The organism is Glaciecola sp. HTCC2999 (assembly GCF_000155775.1).
Classification (GTDB): Bacteria; Pseudomonadota; Gammaproteobacteria; order Enterobacterales; family Alteromonadaceae; genus Opacimonas.
Map to the genome: position 1 here is coordinate 393,894 of NZ_DS989811.1, position 17,469 is coordinate 411,362.

General features: G+C 42.2%; 15 protein-coding genes. 5 read left to right on the forward strand and 10 right to left on the reverse strand.

All coding sequences use genetic code 11. The features are described from left to right. The first annotated feature begins 177 nt into the window (after positions 1–177). Complete coding sequence (locus G2999_RS05720) at positions 178–2,886, forward strand: penicillin-binding protein 1A (protein ID WP_010179647.1); 2,709 nt, start codon at positions 178–180, stop codon at positions 2,884–2,886. A 40-nt stretch (positions 2,887–2,926) separates the two neighbouring features. After that, positions 2,927–4,609, forward strand: a complete 1,683-nt coding sequence (locus G2999_RS05725) for an NAD-dependent malic enzyme (protein ID WP_010179649.1) — start codon at positions 2,927–2,929, stop codon at positions 4,607–4,609. A 49-nt stretch (positions 4,610–4,658) separates the two neighbouring features. Here the strand turns inward: G2999_RS05725 and argA are convergent, their stop codons facing one another. Genes argA through argC form a run of 6 tightly spaced genes read right to left on the reverse strand, consistent with a single transcriptional unit; the run spans position 4,659 to position 11,413 of the window. Continuing rightward, on the reverse strand, positions 4,659–5,990 hold the full coding sequence (gene argA, locus G2999_RS05730; protein WP_010179652.1) for an amino-acid N-acetyltransferase: 1,332 nt from the start codon (positions 5,988–5,990) through the stop codon (positions 4,659–4,661). Positions 5,991–6,002: 12 nt separating this feature from the next. Continuing rightward, entirely contained in the window at positions 6,003–7,397 is a 1,395-nt protein-coding gene (argH, locus tag G2999_RS05735) for an argininosuccinate lyase (protein ID WP_010179654.1), read from the reverse strand. An 11-nt stretch (positions 7,398–7,408) separates the two neighbouring features. After that, on the reverse strand, positions 7,409–8,632 hold the full coding sequence (locus G2999_RS05740; protein ID WP_010179656.1) for an argininosuccinate synthase: 1,224 nt from the start codon (positions 8,630–8,632) through the stop codon (positions 7,409–7,411). Between the two features lie 27 nt (positions 8,633–8,659). Continuing rightward, complete coding sequence (locus tag G2999_RS05745; RefSeq protein WP_010179658.1) at positions 8,660–9,580, reverse strand: ornithine carbamoyltransferase; 921 nt, start codon at positions 9,578–9,580, stop codon at positions 8,660–8,662. A gap of 19 nt (positions 9,581–9,599) precedes the next feature. After that, positions 9,600–10,379, reverse strand: a complete 780-nt coding sequence (gene argB, locus G2999_RS05750; RefSeq protein ID WP_010179660.1) for an acetylglutamate kinase — start codon at positions 10,377–10,379, stop codon at positions 9,600–9,602. Then, positions 10,376–11,413, reverse strand: coding sequence for an N-acetyl-gamma-glutamyl-phosphate reductase (argC, locus tag G2999_RS05755; protein WP_010179662.1), 1,038 nt, complete (start codon positions 11,411–11,413; stop codon positions 10,376–10,378). Before argC ends, argB begins: the two co-directional genes overlap by 4 nt. A gap of 519 nt (positions 11,414–11,932) precedes the next feature. Between argC and G2999_RS05760 the strand changes: the two genes are divergently transcribed. Next, positions 11,933–12,940 (forward strand): alpha/beta fold hydrolase, encoded by a 1,008-nt coding sequence (locus tag G2999_RS05760; RefSeq protein ID WP_010179664.1) that lies wholly within the window; start codon positions 11,933–11,935, stop codon positions 12,938–12,940. A 75-nt stretch (positions 12,941–13,015) separates the two neighbouring features. Continuing rightward, on the forward strand, positions 13,016–13,480 hold the full coding sequence (trmL, locus tag G2999_RS05765; RefSeq protein WP_010179665.1) for a tRNA (uridine(34)/cytosine(34)/5-carboxymethylaminomethyluridine(34)-2'-O)-methyltransferase TrmL: 465 nt from the start codon (positions 13,016–13,018) through the stop codon (positions 13,478–13,480). A 9-nt stretch (positions 13,481–13,489) separates the two neighbouring features. Here trmL and gpsA read toward each other — a convergent pair whose 3' ends face one another. The 4 genes from gpsA to G2999_RS05785 form a co-directional block, all read right to left on the reverse strand. Next, positions 13,490–14,488 (reverse strand): NAD(P)H-dependent glycerol-3-phosphate dehydrogenase, encoded by a 999-nt coding sequence (gpsA, locus tag G2999_RS05770; RefSeq protein WP_010179667.1) that lies wholly within the window; start codon positions 14,486–14,488, stop codon positions 13,490–13,492. A 10-nt stretch (positions 14,489–14,498) separates the two neighbouring features. Next, positions 14,499–14,990 carry a protein-export chaperone SecB gene (gene secB / locus G2999_RS05775; RefSeq protein ID WP_010179669.1) on the reverse strand — a complete coding sequence of 164 codons (492 nt, stop codon included), beginning with the start codon at positions 14,988–14,990 and terminating at the stop codon, positions 14,499–14,501. A gap of 61 nt (positions 14,991–15,051) precedes the next feature. Continuing rightward, positions 15,052–15,306: a glutaredoxin 3 gene (gene grxC / locus G2999_RS05780; protein WP_010179671.1), complete on the reverse strand. Its 255-nt coding sequence runs from the start codon at positions 15,304–15,306 to the stop codon at positions 15,052–15,054. A gap of 11 nt (positions 15,307–15,317) precedes the next feature. Continuing rightward, positions 15,318–15,743 carry a rhodanese-like domain-containing protein gene (locus tag G2999_RS05785; RefSeq protein ID WP_010179672.1) on the reverse strand — a complete coding sequence of 142 codons (426 nt, stop codon included), beginning with the start codon at positions 15,741–15,743 and terminating at the stop codon, positions 15,318–15,320. A 173-nt stretch (positions 15,744–15,916) separates the two neighbouring features. Here G2999_RS05785 and gpmI point away from each other — a divergent pair, with 173 nt between their 5' ends. Continuing rightward, complete coding sequence (gpmI, locus tag G2999_RS05790; protein WP_010179674.1) at positions 15,917–17,455, forward strand: 2,3-bisphosphoglycerate-independent phosphoglycerate mutase; 1,539 nt, start codon at positions 15,917–15,919, stop codon at positions 17,453–17,455. Positions 17,456–17,469 lie beyond the last annotated feature (14 nt).

Sequence of the window (17,469 nt, forward strand, 5' to 3'; positions counted from 1 at the left end):
GAGTTTGAACTAAAATTATTTTTGGTAAAACAAAGATGAAAGTGTCATCGTTAATGGCATATACGTATTAAATATATGACATATGGAAGTTATTGCGTTGTGATAAAGCGGTTGAAAAGAGTATTCCGATCTTTAGTATTGTTAGGAATATTAGGCCTAACGCTAGGTCTAATAGGGATGACGTCATTATACTTTTTTGTGAAACCTGATCTCCCTTCGGTTGAGTCTTTACGTGATGTGCGCTTACAAACACCGATGCGTATTTACACACAAGATGGCTTGCTCATATCTCAATATGGTGTCAAACGTCGTATCCCCGTGACTTTGGACAATGTGCCACAAACCTTAATCGATGCTATTTTGGCGACAGAAGATTCCCGATTTTATGAACATAAGGGAATTGACCCTATAGGTATGCTCCGAGCGCTAATGAATTTAGTCGTCACCGGCGAAAAAGGCCAAGGTGGGAGTACGTTAACTATGCAAATTGCTCGTGGCTTTTATTTGTCACGTGAAAAAACGTACATTCGTAAAATAAAAGAAATCTTTATAGCTTGGCATATTGAGCAAACATTGACTAAAGATGAAATCCTGACGCTATACCTAAATAAAGTCGAACTAGGACATCGTGCATTTGGTTTTGGTGCTGCAGCTCAAGTCTATTATGGCAGCACATTAAATGAATTGAATTTAGCACAATTAGCTACATTAGCCGGATTGCCAAAAGCGCCTTCAGTACTGAATCCAATTTCAAAACCTGAACGGTCGATTGAGCGTCGGCGCGTTGTTTTATTACGTATGCTGGATGAAGGGTATATTACGCGCCAAGAATTTCGCCTTGCTCGAGATGCCCAAGTTACTGCTCAAAAGCATGGTGCAGAAATTGAATTTTCTGCGCCATATCTAGCTGACATTATTTATAATGAGATGGTGGATTTGTATGGTAAAGAAGAAGCAGAAACCGGTGGTTATAAGGTCTATGCTACTGTCGATTCCACTCTCCAGCGAGCTGCGCAAAATGCTGTAGTACAAAATATTCATGATTATGATGAGCGCCATGGTTATCGCGGTGTGTTGACTAACGTAAATGAATTACATGAGTTGTGGCAGTTTGAAAATAATATTGAGCCAACTAACCCTGAGTTAATTCAAACTCAATTTCCAGAAATAACGCTTTCTGATGATGCGCTCAAAGAAGACTATGATGATCCTGTATCTGTTCCTGACTCTGACTCTGATGTAGAGAAGCTCTCCCCTAGCGAAAGATTAGTGAATGAGTTATCTCAAAGCCGTTTACTTGAATTACTTAAACAGGTTGATTCAGTCAAGCCTTTAGCACCTGCTGTTGTCATGTCCGTTGATGAACGCTCTATTGGTGTATTGGATCAAGCCGGCGCATCAATAACGATTCAATGGCCCGGTCTTGCATGGGCTAGACCTTACATTAATGATCATCGACAGGGCCCTATACCAGAAAGCGCGCGAGAAATCGTTAAGCCTGGTGATGTCATTTATATTCGCTTAGATGCAGAAAAAGGATGGTTTTTATCTCAACTACCAGAGGTTACCAGTGCATTTGTAGCGCTGGATCCAAATGATGGGGCTGTGCAGGCTATTGTTGGAGGATATAATTTTTATCAAAGTCAGTTTAATCGTGCAACACAAGCTAAGCGTCAAGTCGGCTCAAATATCAAACCTTTTGTTTATTCTGCCGCTTTAGAAAATGGGTATACGATTGCCAGTGTGATTAATGATGCGCCTATAAACCAGTGGGATGCGAGTAGCGGTATTGCATGGCGGCCACAAAACTCGCCAGCAGTATACGATGGGCCTATCCGTATGCGCACAGCGTTAGGGAAATCTAAAAACGTAGTTTCTGTGCGCTTATTACGTGCGGTAGGGATAGAAAATACAGCAAGGCATTTAGCTCGATTTGGTTTTGATCTAGATGATATTCCTCGCGATGAAACATTGTCCTTAGGTTCTGGCTCACATACACCATTAGAAGTCGCTACAGGTATAGCAACCTTCGCTAATGGTGGTTTTGCCGTAGCTCCTTATTTTATTGAACGTATCACTAATGACAATGACGTGACGTTATATAAAGCAAATATGCCGCAAGCTTGTCAAACCTGTGAAAATAAAGCGATAGTCCCTGCATCAGAAGTTGAAAATACAAATATGGATACGTTGGAAGCTTTATTAGCTGAAACACTAACCGACACTTTACCAGTTGATGCTGAATCTGAACCCAATGAAGTTATTCCCGCTACCAGAGTCATTAGCGCACAAAACGCATTTTTAATTTCTCAAATGATGCGCAGTGCCGTTCGCGCTAATGGGAGTTGGAATAAAAATACCTATTGGCTTGGCACCGGTTGGCGTGCACGAAATATTTTACAACGCACCGATATAGGTGGAAAAACAGGGACCACTAATGATTCACGTGACACTTGGTTTAGTGGTTTTGCCCCAGGTTTAGTGGCTACTAGTTGGGTTGGTTTTGATGATAATGCTCGACAATTAGGTCGTACGACCCGAAATCAACATTTGGTCAATATGAATCCAGAAAAATTTAACTGGATAGGCAATGCCTTAATAGGTTCGGAAGATGGAGCTAAAGCTGCACAACCAGCCTGGATCCGTTTTATGCAAGTCGCTTTAGCAGGTGTGCCGCAGGGTGTTGAGAATATTCCTGATGGGATCACGCAAGTGCGCATCGATAGAACAACAGGAAAATTGACAGACCGAACTGATCACACTTCAATGTTTGAATATTTCGCTATAGGGACTCAACCTACTATTAAAGTCAGTGAAAATGAGGTGGTTGATCCACTTGAAGAAGAACAAGAACCCGTTACCGAAGACGGCGATGATATTTTTTAAATATCAATTAATGTAGCAGCACACGACAGAGAATCACTCAATGACGACACGATATCTATACACAGCCTATTCAGGTCCCGCTTTACTCGAAACGCCATTATTAAATAAAGGTAGTGCTTTTAACGAAACTGAGCGCAAAATCTTTAATTTAATGGGATTGCTACCCACTCGTTATGAAACCATTGAGGAGCAAGTAGAGCGAGCATACATGCAATATTCAAGCTTTACAGACCCACTAAATAAGCATATTTATTTACGTAACATCCAAGATACGAATGAAACATTGTTCTTTAAGTTATTACAGCAACATATCGAAGAAATGATGCCCATTATTTACACTCCGACGGTAGGCGATGCCTGTGAAAAGTTTTCCGATATTTATCGCAGTTCTCGTGGGTTATTTATCTCTTACAAAGAGCGTCATAACTTAGATGATATTTTACGGAATGTGACTAAACCGAAAGTGAAAGTTATTGTAGTAACGGATGGTGAGCGTATTTTAGGATTAGGTGATCAAGGCATTGGGGGAATGGGGATCCCGATTGGTAAGTTATCTTTGTATACAGCGTGTGGTGGTATTTCACCTGCTTATACATTACCGATTACATTAGATGTAGGGACAAATAATCAAAAATTACTCGATGATCCGATGTATATGGGAGCACGGCATGAACGTATAGCACAAGACCAATACGATGAATTTATTCAATTATTTATGGAAGCTGTCAAACGTCGTTGGCCTGAGTCAATGGTTCAGTTTGAGGATTTCGCTCAACCTAATGCGATGCCAATTTTGAATAAATACCGTGATGAGTATTGTTGCTTTAATGATGATATACAAGGTACTGCTGCTGTTGCCTTAGGCACGTTATTAGCTGCGTGCCGGATGAAAAACAAAAAACTTTCTGATATGCGGGTGGCATTTGTTGGAGGTGGTTCGGCTGGATGTGGTATCGCTGAGATGTTAATTCAGCAAATGCGCCATGAAGGTATGTCTGAAAACGATGCGCGTAAACGTATTTACATGTTGGATCGCCTCGGTTTGATAACTGAAGGGCAGACTGGGTTACGTGATTTCCAAGCGAAACTTGCCCAGCGACCTGATGATATAGTTGATTGGGCAATTGCAGGCGATTATGCTTCGTTATTTGAAGTCGTTCAACATGCTAAACCTGATATATTGATTGGAGTATCAGGGGTACCAGGCTTATTTACTCAAAAAGTGATTGAGTTAATGGCTCAGCACCATGAATTACCCATTATATTTCCATTATCTAACCCTTCGCGTCAAGTCGAAGCTCATCCATTAGATGTGATTAAATGGACTCAAGGGAAAGTTATTATTGCCACTGGGAGTCCATTTGGAGAGGTAGAATACGAGGGTAATGCATACCATGTTGCTCAATGTAATAATTCATATATCTTCCCGGGTATTGGGCTTGGCGTGATTGTTTCAAAAGCCAGTGTTATTAGTGATGAAATGATCATGGCTAGCTCTAATACATTGGCAGATGTATCTCCTTTAGCTAATACTGGCAAGGGGGGATTGTTACCGCCATTAACCGAAATTACCGAGTTAAGTAAATCGATAGCATTCAAAGTAGCGAAAGTGGCCATGCAACAAGGACACGCGCTTACAGTGAGTGATGAGGAGCTTAAGGGACGAATCGATAAATATTTTTGGTCACCCGAGTATCGTCAATATAAACGAACAAGTGTGTAGTGGAGAACGGAATATAACGTTTCTGTGACAGGCTTTAATTAGCGGTAAACTATACCGCTAATGTAAACACTTTAGATTTGCGAGTGAAGTTATAGAGCTCTTGTTTTTGGGTCGGCAAATCACTGATACTGCCTTCAACAAAGCCTTGTTCTAAGAACCAATGAGCAGTCAATGTTGTTAACACAAATAAAGAGTGGAGCCCTTGCTGTACTGCTTGGCTTAGTAAGGCCTCCAGCACCCTTTCTCCACGATTTGCACCGCGGTAGTCACCATGTGTAGCCACACAAGCAATCTCACCTAAGCCTTCATCTGGGTAAGCATATAAAGCGGCACACGCAATGATCATCCCATCACGCTCAATCACAGTAAATTGATCAATTTCATTCTCAAGACGTTCACGCGAGCGTTTGACCAATGCACCAGATTCTTCCAGTGGCTTGATTAAACTTAAAATCCCTACCACGTCATTGATGTCTGCTGGGCGAAGCTGTTCATAATGATTTTCCATGACCAATGAACCGGTACCATCTCGTGTAAATAGCTCTTTGATAAGCGCACCATCGATATCATAACTAACACAATGTGCACGGGGAGTACCTTTGTCAACACTATCATGTAGTGCATGTATGACACTCGGCTCATTAACTAGATTACCTTGGTCTTGAAGCATCTCAAAGCGGGCAAGTTCAATGTTTCTATGGAGCACTAATTCAATACCTGAGTCAGTGCTCACTCGCTCCATAATCCCCTTGTATTCGGAGAAAGCAATCAGTTTGTCAGCACCTAGGGCGTAAGCAGCTTGCGTCGCTACTTCTTCGTGAGATAAGTTGAACACTTCTCCTGTTGGAGAGTAACCAATCGGAGAAAGTAACACGATTGAACCATCGTTTAAATGGTCATTGATGCCTTGAGCATCAATTCGACGAACTGAACCGGTATTTTCATAATCTATCCCACCGCGAACACCCATAGGTTTAGCTACCACTAAATTACCTGAAGCCACACGAATTTGGGCGCCATGCATCGGTGAGTTGGCCAATCCCATCGTCAGTAATGCTTCAACTTGCGAACGCACTGAACCGGCTGCATCTTTAACGCATTCTAAGGTGGTTTTATCCGTGATACGAATATCATCAGCAAAACGCCCTTTGATGTTTCTTAGTGCAATACGTTCATCAATTTGAGGTCGTGCACCATGGACAATAACCACGCGCACGCCTAAAGTATTAAGTAGAGCAATATCGTGAATGATAGTAGGTAGGGTGGGGCTTTCAATCGCTTCACCGCTAAGCATCAATACGAAGGTCTTGCCACGATGGGCATTAATATATGGCGCTGAATTACGAAACAGCGTGATCATATCTTGATGTGACAACACCATGTTAAATAACCCTTATGGCTGCTGTAGCATTTGTGCTTGAACAAATGCTTGGGCAGATTTGACAGCTTGCGTTACAGGTTCAATACCCGTACCCCCTAGAATGTTGCGCTTATCGACTAAATATTCTAGTTGCAAAATAGGATACACATCGTCTTCAATGGTATCTGAGAATTGTTGTAGCTCAGCAATGCTCAATTCTTCCAGTGCTTTATTTTGACTAAGTGCAAAGACGACCGCTTGACCCGAGATATCATGGGCAGTTCTAAACGGGATCCCTTTCCCCACTAGGTAATCAGCCAGTTCAGTCGCGTTAGCATAGCCTTGTTTAGCCGCTTGTTCACAACGAGCTTTATCAAGTGTTAAGGTCTCTAAGACTTCTACCCCAATAGACAAGCAGATATGCCATTGTGTCACTGCATCAATCGCGCCCTCTTTGTCTTCTTGCATATCTTTGTTATACGCTAGAGGTAAGCCTTTCATGGTCACTAATAAACCTTGTAATGCACCAAAAACACGGCCACATTTACCACGCATGAGTTCTAACGCGTCTGGATTTTTCTTTTGTGGCATCAAGGAAGAACCTGACGTCACACTGTCGCCAAGTTTGATGAACTGGGCTTCACCTGAATTATAGAAAATTAAATCTTCTGCTAAGCGTGACATATGCATCATGCTGGTAGAGGCGCAGAACAATAATTCTAATACAAAATCACGGTCGGATACGGCATCCAAACTATTCACACACGGGCCGTCAAATCCTAACTCACTAGCAATAGTTTCACGGTCTACCGGATAAGTTGTACCTGCGAGTGCACCACAGCCTAGGGGACATTGATTCATACGCTGTGCTAAGTCATCCAAGCGCGATAAATCACGCTTGAGCATTTCCACATACGCTAACGCCCAATGCGCAAAACGAACCGGTTGGGCACGTTGTAAGTGAGTATAACCAGGTAAAATGACTTGAGTGTTGTGGTCTGCTAAAGTGACTAGCTGACTGATAAACGCCACTAAATCACTGCGGAGCATCGCAACATGATCTTTTACCCATAAACGAAAATCAGTCGCAACTTGGTCATTACGTGAACGTCCAGTATGCAGTTTACGGGCGACATCGCCTAGTTGTTCGGTTAAGGTCGCTTCAACAAAGCTGTGAATATCTTCTTCACCTTTGCCAATATAATCGAGCTCACCAGCTTCGGCTTGCGTGATCAGTGCGTTTAGTGCGTCTTCTAATTGTGTTTGCTCAGCAGACGTTAATACGCCTGCTTTACATAACGCTCGTGACCAGACAATCGAACCTGTCATGTCTTGAGTCGCCATCACCATGTCAAATCCGATTGAATCATTGACTTGACGGAACATATTACTGCTTCCACCGGCGAATCTACCACCCCATAATGCCATGCGAATGACTCCTATTTTTCCATGTCGTGCATTGCTTTAATGCGGCTTGATAAGCTAAATAAACGAATAAACCCTTCAGCATGAGATTGGTCATATACATCATCTGCACCAAATGTTGCAAAATCTTCAGAATACAAGCTATTTGGCGATTGACGTTGTGTGACCGTTGCTGTGCCTTTATATAATTTAATAACAATTTCACCAGTAACAAGCTTAGCAAAAGACTCTGCACCAGCAATCAGCGCATCATTTAACGCAGTAAACCAACGGCCGTCATACATAACATGCGCAAACTCTAAACCTAACTGTTCACGATATTTAAGTGCCGATTTGTCTAGCACAAGTGTTTCTAATGCTTTATACGCTTTGACCAACACAGTTCCACCTGGGGTTTCATAACAACCGCGTGATTTCATGCCAACCAAACGGTTTTCGACGATATCAATTCGTCCCACACCATGAGGAGCTGCTAAACGATTCAGTTCAACTAAGGCATCATAGGCGCCAAAAGCCTGACCATTTACATGCGTAAGTTCACCTTCAGCAAAGGTTAAGCTAACTGCTTCAGGCGTATCAGGAGCGTCCATTGGATCTGTCGTTAATGTCCAAATACCTTTAGTCGGTTCGCACCAAGGATCCTCTAGCTCACCACCTTCATGAGAAATGTGCCATGCATTAGCATCTCGGCTATAAATTTTTGTGGCAGATGCTGTTGTTTTAATATTACGTTCAGCAAGGTAATCTAATAAATCTTCACGTGAAACCATATCCCACTCACGCCACGGAGCAATAACCGTTAAGTCTGGGGCTAACGCTGCAAATGCACCTTCAAAGCGAACTTGGTCGTTTCCTTTACCGGTACAACCGTGGCATAGTGCATCTGCACCAACTTTACGAGCCACTTCTACTTGGGCTTTGGCTATCACTGGACGAGCCATAGACGTACCTAATAGATATTCTCCTTCGTACACAGCGCCTGTTTTTACTGTAGGGAAGATGAAGTCTTTCACAAATTCTTGTTTTAAATCCATGATATAGCATTCACTCGCGCCACTCGCGATCGCTTTGTCATGTAAGCCTTCAAGCTCTTCATCGCCTTGACCTACATCCGCAGCAAAGGCGACAACTTCACAGTCATAGTTTTCTTTTAGCCAAGGAATGATCGCAGAGGTATCCAAACCGCCAGAGTAGGCGAGGACGACTTTTTTGATAGCAGGTTTTGTTGTTGATTTCACAGGTATACTCTTATAAATAAACAGATGTTAGTTGATCAAATTACCTAATAAGGTAATCAAAATAGCGTTTTGTGCGTGCATTCTATTCTCTGCCTGCATCATTAGCAATGATGCAGATGAGTCTATTAATGAACTAGTAATTTCTAAGTCACGATGAGCGGGTTGGCAGTGCATTACATATTCTGCTCCACACTGCTGCATCAGCGCTTCATTGACTTGATAGGGCATGAATTTTTCTTTAATCTCACTTAGCGGAGTATCATCACCCATCGATAACCATGTATCAGTGTAGATAACATCGGCGTTATCTAATTTATCAATATCGGTAAGTTGTGTGATAGATGCACCGGTTTGTAAGGCAAGTTCTTTCGCCATCGCGACAATCTCTTGGTCAGCTTCATGACCTATAGGAGTGACAACGACTTGATTGACACCAAGTAAGGCACCGACAATCAATAATGAATGAGTGACATTATTACCATCACCGATGTACGCCATGGTTCGTCCCTTGACGTCGTGGAAGATCTCAGCCATAGCCAAATAATCTGCCAGTGCTTGGCACGGGTGATACAGATCACACAGCGCATTGACTACTGGTACAGATGCATGTTCAGCCAGCTCTTCTAGTGTTTCATGTTTAAATACACGTGCAATGATGCCATCACACCAGCAGGATAAATTAAGAGCCATGTCTTTCGTGTCTTCACGACCTGCCAAGTTATTTGATTGGCTATCAAGATAAACGAGATGACCACCGAGTTTTTGGATCCCAATATCAAAACTTACTCGGGTACGAAGTGACGGTTTTTCAAATAATGCAACTAAGGATTTACCTCTTAATGCATCACGATAGTCGGAAGGCGACTTTTTAACATTCAAGGCTAAATTTAGCAGTGCTAGCATTTGCTCAGTACTGGTATCTTTGAATGTAAGTAAGTTATTTTGCATAGTTCGTCCTGTCTGTGCGTTATTCGGGTAAAATATGAGTGCCAACACCTTGTAGGTGTGGACGTAAAAAAGCTTCTGAATCAGACCACGCACCAATGACAACACGACGCTTCAAGGTGTTGGCTGCAGTAAATGCCGCATCAACTTTCACACGCATCCCATCAATTAAGACATTTTCTTGGGTGAGCGCATCGGCTTGAGCAGGAGTGAGGCTATCGACTTTATTTTTGTCTCCGTCCAGTACTCCTGGTACATCAGACAATAATAACAAATCAGCATGGAGTAAACAGGCAATAGCCGTTGCGGCTTGATCGGCGTTAACATTCACAAGTTGGCCATTGGGCAAAGCCCCAATAGAGTTGATAATGGGTAATTGCCCAATTTGTAATAAGGTTTTGGGGAGATGCGCTGCATGGGGTTGTGCATCGCCGACACAACCTAGCTGACGGTCAATAATTGTGCATTGTGTCATGTTGCCATCGGCTAAAGTAAGACCCACTGCAGCAATACCTTCTTTAATGGCAAAGCTAAGCATAGCGGTATTATATGTCCCGGCTAAAGCGCCTGCAACATATGGCATATGCGCTTCTGGGGTAACACGTAAACCGTTGAGTTTATGACTCTCTAAACCAAGGGCTTCTAATGTTTTTTGTACTCCAGCGCCACCGCCATGAATGATTACGACAGGGCGGATAGATTGAAGTTTGGCAATATTTTGAAAAAAAATGTCTTGGCCAACAGGTGCATCAATAAATGCACCGCCGACTTTTATCACAAGGGGTGTCGGTGAGGATGTCATAGCTCACCTTTATGGTTTATGGTTGGGATTAACCCTGCACTGATGGGATACTGTTGTGATAAATTAGCGCATTGAACCGCCTGAGCCGCAGCACCTTTAAGTACATTATCAATCGCAGTCGTGACTACAATATACTGAGATTCAGCATCATACTGGTAAAATACATCACAAAATGGTGTGTTCACGACATCATCGATTTTAGGAGCACGCTCGCGCAACCGTACACATGGAGTATCTGCATAAGATTGGGTAAAGGCTGCATCCACTTGGGCTTGAGTCGTTCCTGGAGCTAGTTGAGCTGTAATTGTTGCGAGTATACCGCGTTTAAAATTACCTAAGTGCGGGGTGAAAATGATGGGTTGACCCAGGTAAGCTTCAATTTCTGGTTGGTGACGATGGCTTAATATGCCATAAGCTTGTAAAGATACCTCACAAAAACTATTGACCATAGACGCCTTGCGACCCGCGCCACTGACACCGGATACTGCATTGATGATAGGCCGTGTATCTGTTAATAAAGACGCAGAGGCGAGTGGTTTTAACCCTGTAAGGCTCGCGGTAGGATAGCAACCTGGGACGGCTATGACCGATGCCTCGGTAATTTGTTGAGGGTACCATTCCGCTAGGCCATAAACAGCTTGTTCACGCCACTCGTCACACTGATGTTCAAACCCATAATATTTAGCAAATACATTTTTATCGGCAATTCTAAATGCCCCAGATAAATCATAAATGACAGCCCGTTTACCGGCTAATACGGGCATCCAATCATGACTGGCTTCATGTGGCGTGGCTAAAAAGATAGCATCACAATTCAAGGCTATTTGAGCCAAAATTTCATCATTAATCGGAATAAGGGGTAAGTCACACACGCCAATTAAATTGGCATGGCACTGGCTTACAAGTTGTCCTGCATCTGCAGAATGCTCTGATACATATAGGGTTTCTAGACTAAATCCAGGGTGCTTTGCTAAAATATCGACGAGTTCAGCACCGGTATAACCACTAGCGCCGATAATGCATGTTTTGATCATGTTGTTGGGGATCCTGTCACTATGATGTCGTTGTTTATTCGATGATATTGTCACTTTATAAGAAAAAACACTTTTACCTTTACCAAAAAACAGACACGATGCTGACTTTCAGTAAAGGTAAAAAGTGAAGCTACTTCACTTTTGCACACTCATTGCAAATGACTCAATAGTAGCCTAAGTAGGGAGAGTGTAAATCAACGTATAGTATTATAGTACAACAATATAATATTTATGCAAATTAAATGTATAAATATTCATTTTATTTTATCTTATGTCGCTTATGTGGATAGTGTGTTAAATGACAGCTTTAAATAACTGTCTACACGATATAATTTGTGTATTGTCAGACAAAAGTTAGACAGATACACTCTTAAATATATTCAACCACTGATAATTCCTGTTATTTGAATCATAGAACACATCGCCATAGAGATTATGAGCCAGACGACTATGATTAATGAAGCTTAATGTGGATTGATTACAAACGTATTACAAGATTTTATTTCGGGAGTGTCCTTTTTGTCAGAAAAAACCAACACATATGAACAATTGAATAAGCATGCACCTTGTTGGACAACTGAAACTGCCTTAGCACAAGGACATGGTCAAGTTATCGATGAATGGTTTGCACAGCATGCTCAAACCGGCAGATTAACCACTCAGGATGGTATTCAATGTGCATATGCCATTGTTCGCTTACCAGACAATACCCAGTCAATTGTCATCAGTGCTGGACGTGTTGAAAGTTATGTGAAATATAAAGAAGTCATCTATGATTTGGCTCATGCGGGCTTTGATATTTATATCATGGATCATCGCGGGCAAGGCTTATCGCAACATAGTTCAGATAATTTGATGCATGGGCATGTTGAAGATTTTGACCAATATGTGACTGACTTATTGCAGTTTGTAGATACACATGTTTTACCGCATTGTGCTACGCCTCAATTATTATGCCATTCGATGGGTAGTGCTATTGGTGCTTTGGCATTACTAAAACGTCCTCAATTATTCAAACGCGTGGTATTCAGTGCACCTATGTTTGGGTTATTAGTACCTGTGCCGCTTTGGCTGGCCCATGCGATGATGTTTATAGGTATGTTCGTTAGTCGCTTACTGGCTAAACCGTTGTATTTTGTCGGTCAAGGTGATTATGCACCTGAGTTATTTGCGCAAAATAAATTAATGCAATCCCAAGTGCGCTATGAACGGTTTCGTCAATCACAACAACAATACCCGCAAACACAATTAGGTGGAGTGACATATCAATGGGTTAAGGCGGCCAATCAAGCATTAGAAATTCTAAATGAGCGTGCTAACGAAATCGCAATACCTGTCCTATGTCTCAATGCGCAAAAAGACGCCGTAGTAGATAATCAATTGCAGTTTGCTTTATTGCAACAGATGCCTAATGCACAATGGTTATCTATTGAAGGGGCGAAGCACGAGGTATTATTCGAACAAGATGTAATGCGTCAGCAAGCACTAGATGCCATTCTTGGTTTTTTTGAACATGATGATGAATAATCTAGGCAGTATTACGTGACATCTCTTCCTATCATCTTATAATTCATTATTAAATAAGCTATTCGAGAAACTGCTATGCTTGATATCGTTCTATATGAACCAGAAATCCCACCAAATACCGGTAATATAATCCGTCTATGTGCGAATTCTGGGTTTGCCTTGCATTTAATTGAGCCATTGGGCTTTGAATGGGATGACAAAAAAGTACGACGTGCAGGACTGGATTATCATGAATTTGCGAATGTACAACGCCACGCTAACTTAGATGCTTACTTAGCATCGGCAAAGCCTCAGCGGATTTTTGCATGTACCACAAAAGGCTCAATGTTTCATTCAAAGGCCAGTTATGCCCCTGGAGATTGTTTAATTTTTGGGCCTGAAACTCGCGGCTTACCACATGACTTTATACTAAGCTTACCACCTGAACAGCGAGTGAGGATCCCGATGTTATCAGATAGTCGCAGTATGAATTTATCCAATTCTGTTGCAGTGTTTATTTATGAAGCTTGGCGCCAAATGGATTTTGAAGGTGGGGTATAGTGAACACTATTATTCGTGTTTAGGAGAACGGCTTAAGAGTGCTTGAGCTGCAAGTTTTACATCTTTTCCTGCATAAAGCACTTGATAAATTTGTTCACAAATAGGCATTTCAACACCCACTCGATGAGATAGGGCGTGCACCTCCTCGGTGTTTCTGAAACCTTCCACGACTTGACCAATTTCTGCAATGGCATCTTCGACGGTACTCCCTGCACCAAGCGCTAATCCAAAGCGGCGGTTACGAGATTGATTATCCGTACACGTCAGTACCAAATCACCTAATCCTGCCATACCGGTAAATGTATCAGGAGATGCATTCAACGCACGGCCTAATCGTGACATTTCAGCTAAACCTCGAGTAATAAGTGCTGTTCGAGCATTGGCACCAAACCCTAATCCATCAGCTAAACCTGCGCCAATGGCAATCACATTTTTAACTGCACCACCAAGTTGCACACCAATAACGTCGGTATTTAAATACACACGAAAAGATTTTTCACAGTGTAGCTTATGTGCAATGCTTTCGCCAAAAGCGGCATCTTTAGTTGCAAGGGATATCGCTGTTGGTAAACCCGCCGCCATTTCTTTAGCAAACGTCGGACCGGATAAAATAGCAAATGGACGAGCAGGTCCCACTATATCTGCAGCCACTTCATGTAATAGACGCCCGGTTTTCGGTTCTAAGCCTTTCGTTGCCCAAACAATACGATGAGCCGCTGTGAGGTGCGGTGCTATGAGTGTAAGTGTTTCAGCAAATGCATGAGAAGGGACAACGACTAATATATCCTGGCTGTGGGCAAGTGTTGCTTGAATATCGGATTGGGGAGTTAACCCTTGAGGAAATCGATAACCGGGTAAATAAGCACTATTTTCCTGAGTTTGAGTCATCAGTGAAACATGCGTCCCACTACGACCCCATAACCATGTATCTACGCCATTGCGTGCTAAGCACATTGCTAATGCGGTACCGTAAGATCCGGCTCCAATCACGCTAATGACGTTAGACATTTAGTTATCCTTATGCATCAGCTTGTGGTGCATTACCTTGTTCATCGGCGGCACGTTTTTGTAAATACGCCTGGAACACGGCATCAAAGTTCACTGGTGCAAGATTTAATGCAGGGAAAGTTCCACGATTAACTAAGTTTGAGATAGCTTCACGCGCATATGGAAATAATGTATTTGGGCAAAAAGCACCCAATAACTGTGCACGGTTAGCTTCTGGTACTGCACCAATTTGGAATAAACCTGCTTGTTGCACTTCACACAAGAACGCCACTTCATTTTCAATGGTCGCTGTTACAGTAACAGATAGCACCACTTCGTATAAATTTTCTTCAATAGCCGTGGTTTTAGTATCTAAGTCTAGTTTAACTTCTGGTTTCCACTCTTTAGTAAAAATAGCCGGTGAGTTAGGTGTTTCAAAAGAGATATCTTTGGTGTAAATACGTTGAATGTTGAATTGCGCTTGTTGAGGTGCTGCGCCATTTACCTGTTGTTCATCAGCCATGCTGTAAATTCCTAATAAAATGTTGAAAGTAAGTTAAAAATTTGCGATCTCACTTAATATGTCAAGCGAGTAGCGCATCTAATTTGCCAGCTGATTCGAGGGCAAACAAATCGTCACAACCACCGATATGTTGGTCATTAATAAATATTTGTGGCACGGTAGAGGCACCATTTGCGCGTGCGATCATCGTGTCTCTAAGTTCAGGATGGACTTGAATATCAATATTTGAAAACTCGACCCCTTTTTTCTTTAACAATGCTATTGCATGTTTACAAAAAGGGCAAAAAGCTTTTGTATAAAGCTCTACAGTTGCCATATAAATATGCCTTATTTAGTTGTGGGTAAGTTAGCCGAAGTCCAAGCGCTCATTCCACCCTGTAAAACAGAGGCTTCTGTAAATCCGGCTTTTAACAACGCAGAAGCGGTCTTCTTGGCACTCATTCCCATTGCACATACAACAATAATGGGTTGTGATTTATGTTTTTCAAGTTTACTAAAATCATTGCTTTCTAATTCGCTTGATTTGATTTGACGCGCCCCAACTATGTGACCTTTTTTAAACTCTTCTTGCTTACGGATATCTAGAAGCACCGCATCTTCTTTATTGATTTTTAAGGTCGCCTCATGAGTATTTAGCTCTTTGACTGGGGAAAGCGCACCTGCAATATAGGTATATAAGATTAAGATGATTAAGGCTAACCAGATTCCAGATAAGAAAAAGTTATCTTGTGCGAACTCGATGATTTGTTCCATGACAGATCCACTACTAAAATTTAAGAACGCAAATTATAGCGAAATTACACCATTTGACTAGTACTCTTATAAATAGTTAAAAAAATATCGACCAAAGTACGTTCAGTGGCTTTATAGATGCGCCGTAAAATGCTAATTTATAGAGGTAAATTAATTCATATTTTGAGGTACACATGTCACAGCACAAAACCCCATTAGCATTGTTGATTCTAGATGGTTGGGGCTATCGAGAAGCGAGCGAAAATAATGCAATTTTAGCGGCAAATACACCGAACTTAGATGCATTACGGGAACAGTACCCTAACACGCTCATCTCTGGTTCAGGCCTTGATGTGGGTTTACCTGATGGACAGATGGGTAATTCTGAAGTTGGGCATGTCAATTTAGGTGCGGGTCGAGTGGTGTACCAAGATTTTACCAAAATCACCAAAGCCATTGCCGATGATGAATTCCAACACAATCCAGTGTTAGTGAATGCTATTGATAAAGCAGTGTCTGCTGGAAAAGCAGTACATTTACTCGGATTATTATCACCCGGTGGTGTCCATTCTCACGAAGATCATATTTTTGCCGCGATTCAACTGGCGGCCTCTCGTGGTGCTCGTGATATTTACTTGCACGCCTTTTTAGACGGACGCGACACTCCACCGCGCTCAGCTCAAGCGAGCCTTGAAAAAGCAGATGCAGTATTTGCTGCTGCGGGGGTTGGTAAGACTGCGACTATCATTGGCCGTTATTATGCAATGGATCGCGATAATCGCTGGGATCGTGTCGAAAGCGCTTATACTTTAATGACAAAAGGACAAGGGTTGCATACAGCTGATAATGCTGTTGCTGGCCTAGAAGCTGCCTATGCACGGGATGAAAATGATGAGTTTGTAGGTGCGACAGTCATTGGCGATGCAGTGACTATGAATGCCGGTGATACTGTGATTTTCATGAATTTCCGTGCCGACCGAGCTCGTCAGATGGCGCATACATTTGTTGATGAAATATTCACCGGATTTGAACGTGGCGCGGCGATTGCATTGTCTGATTTCGTGATGCTGACTGAATACGAAAGTAATTTAGCTATCCCTTGTGCCTATCCACCAGAGCCATTACATAATGTTTTGGGTGAGTGGTTACAAAATAATGGTAAAACCCAGTTGCGTATTTCTGAAACTGAAAAATTTGCTCATGTGACTTTCTTTTTCTCTGGCGGAAAAGAAGATGAATATGGTGGAGAGCAACGTATTTTAATCCCATCTCCAGATGTGGCAACCTATGATTTACAACCAGAAATGAATTCTACTTTATTAACTGATAAGTTAGTTGAGGCAATTCTTGCTCGTGAATATGATGCCATAATTTGTAATTATCCGAATGGTGATATGGTTGGTCATACTGGCAACTTTGCAGCTGCAGTTAAGGCTTGTGAAGCCGTCGATACTTGCATAGGACGTGTCGTAGAGGCGCTAAAAGAAGTCGGTGGTGAGTGTTTAATTACAGCCGATCATGGTAATGCTGAGCAAATGCAAGATCCGAATACAGGGCAAGCACATACTGCGCACACAAGCGAGCCAGTGCCTTTTATTTATGTGGGTCGTGATGCCACAGTGAGAACGGATGGCACCTTAAGTGATGTCGCCCCGACAATGTTACATCTAATGGGTATGACACAACCTAAAGAAATGACTGGAACACCTATTATGCAGCTAAAAGCTGACTAAAATGAAGGTAGTTG

Excerpts from the sequence above, each read along its gene's own strand:
- G2999_RS05720 (WP_010179647.1), top strand. The coding sequence starts at position 178 with ATGACGTCATTATACTTTTTTGTGAAACCTGATCTCCCTTCGGTTGAG.
- G2999_RS05725 (WP_010179649.1), top strand. The coding sequence starts at position 2,927 with ATGACGACACGATATCTATACACAGCCTATTCAGGTCCCGCTTTACTC.
- argA (WP_010179652.1), bottom strand. The coding sequence starts at position 5,990 with ATGGTGTTGTCACATCAAGATATGATCACGCTGTTTCGTAATTCAGCG.
- argH (WP_010179654.1), bottom strand. The coding sequence starts at position 7,397 with ATGGCATTATGGGGTGGTAGATTCGCCGGTGGAAGCAGTAATATGTTC.
- G2999_RS05745 (WP_010179658.1), bottom strand. The coding sequence starts at position 9,580 with ATGCAAAATAACTTACTTACATTCAAAGATACCAGTACTGAGCAAATG.
- argB (WP_010179660.1), bottom strand. The coding sequence starts at position 10,379 with ATGACATCCTCACCGACACCCCTTGTGATAAAAGTCGGCGGTGCATTT.
- argC (WP_010179662.1), bottom strand. The coding sequence starts at position 11,413 with ATGATCAAAACATGCATTATCGGCGCTAGTGGTTATACCGGTGCTGAA.
- trmL (WP_010179665.1), top strand. The coding sequence starts at position 13,016 with ATGCTTGATATCGTTCTATATGAACCAGAAATCCCACCAAATACCGGT.
- gpsA (WP_010179667.1), bottom strand. The coding sequence starts at position 14,488 with ATGTCTAACGTCATTAGCGTGATTGGAGCCGGATCTTACGGTACCGCA.
- secB (WP_010179669.1), bottom strand. The coding sequence starts at position 14,990 with ATGGCTGATGAACAACAGGTAAATGGCGCAGCACCTCAACAAGCGCAA.
- grxC (WP_010179671.1), bottom strand. The coding sequence starts at position 15,306 with ATGGCAACTGTAGAGCTTTATACAAAAGCTTTTTGCCCTTTTTGTAAA.
- G2999_RS05785 (WP_010179672.1), bottom strand. The coding sequence starts at position 15,743 with ATGGAACAAATCATCGAGTTCGCACAAGATAACTTTTTCTTATCTGGA.
- gpmI (WP_010179674.1), top strand. The coding sequence starts at position 15,917 with ATGTCACAGCACAAAACCCCATTAGCATTGTTGATTCTAGATGGTTGG.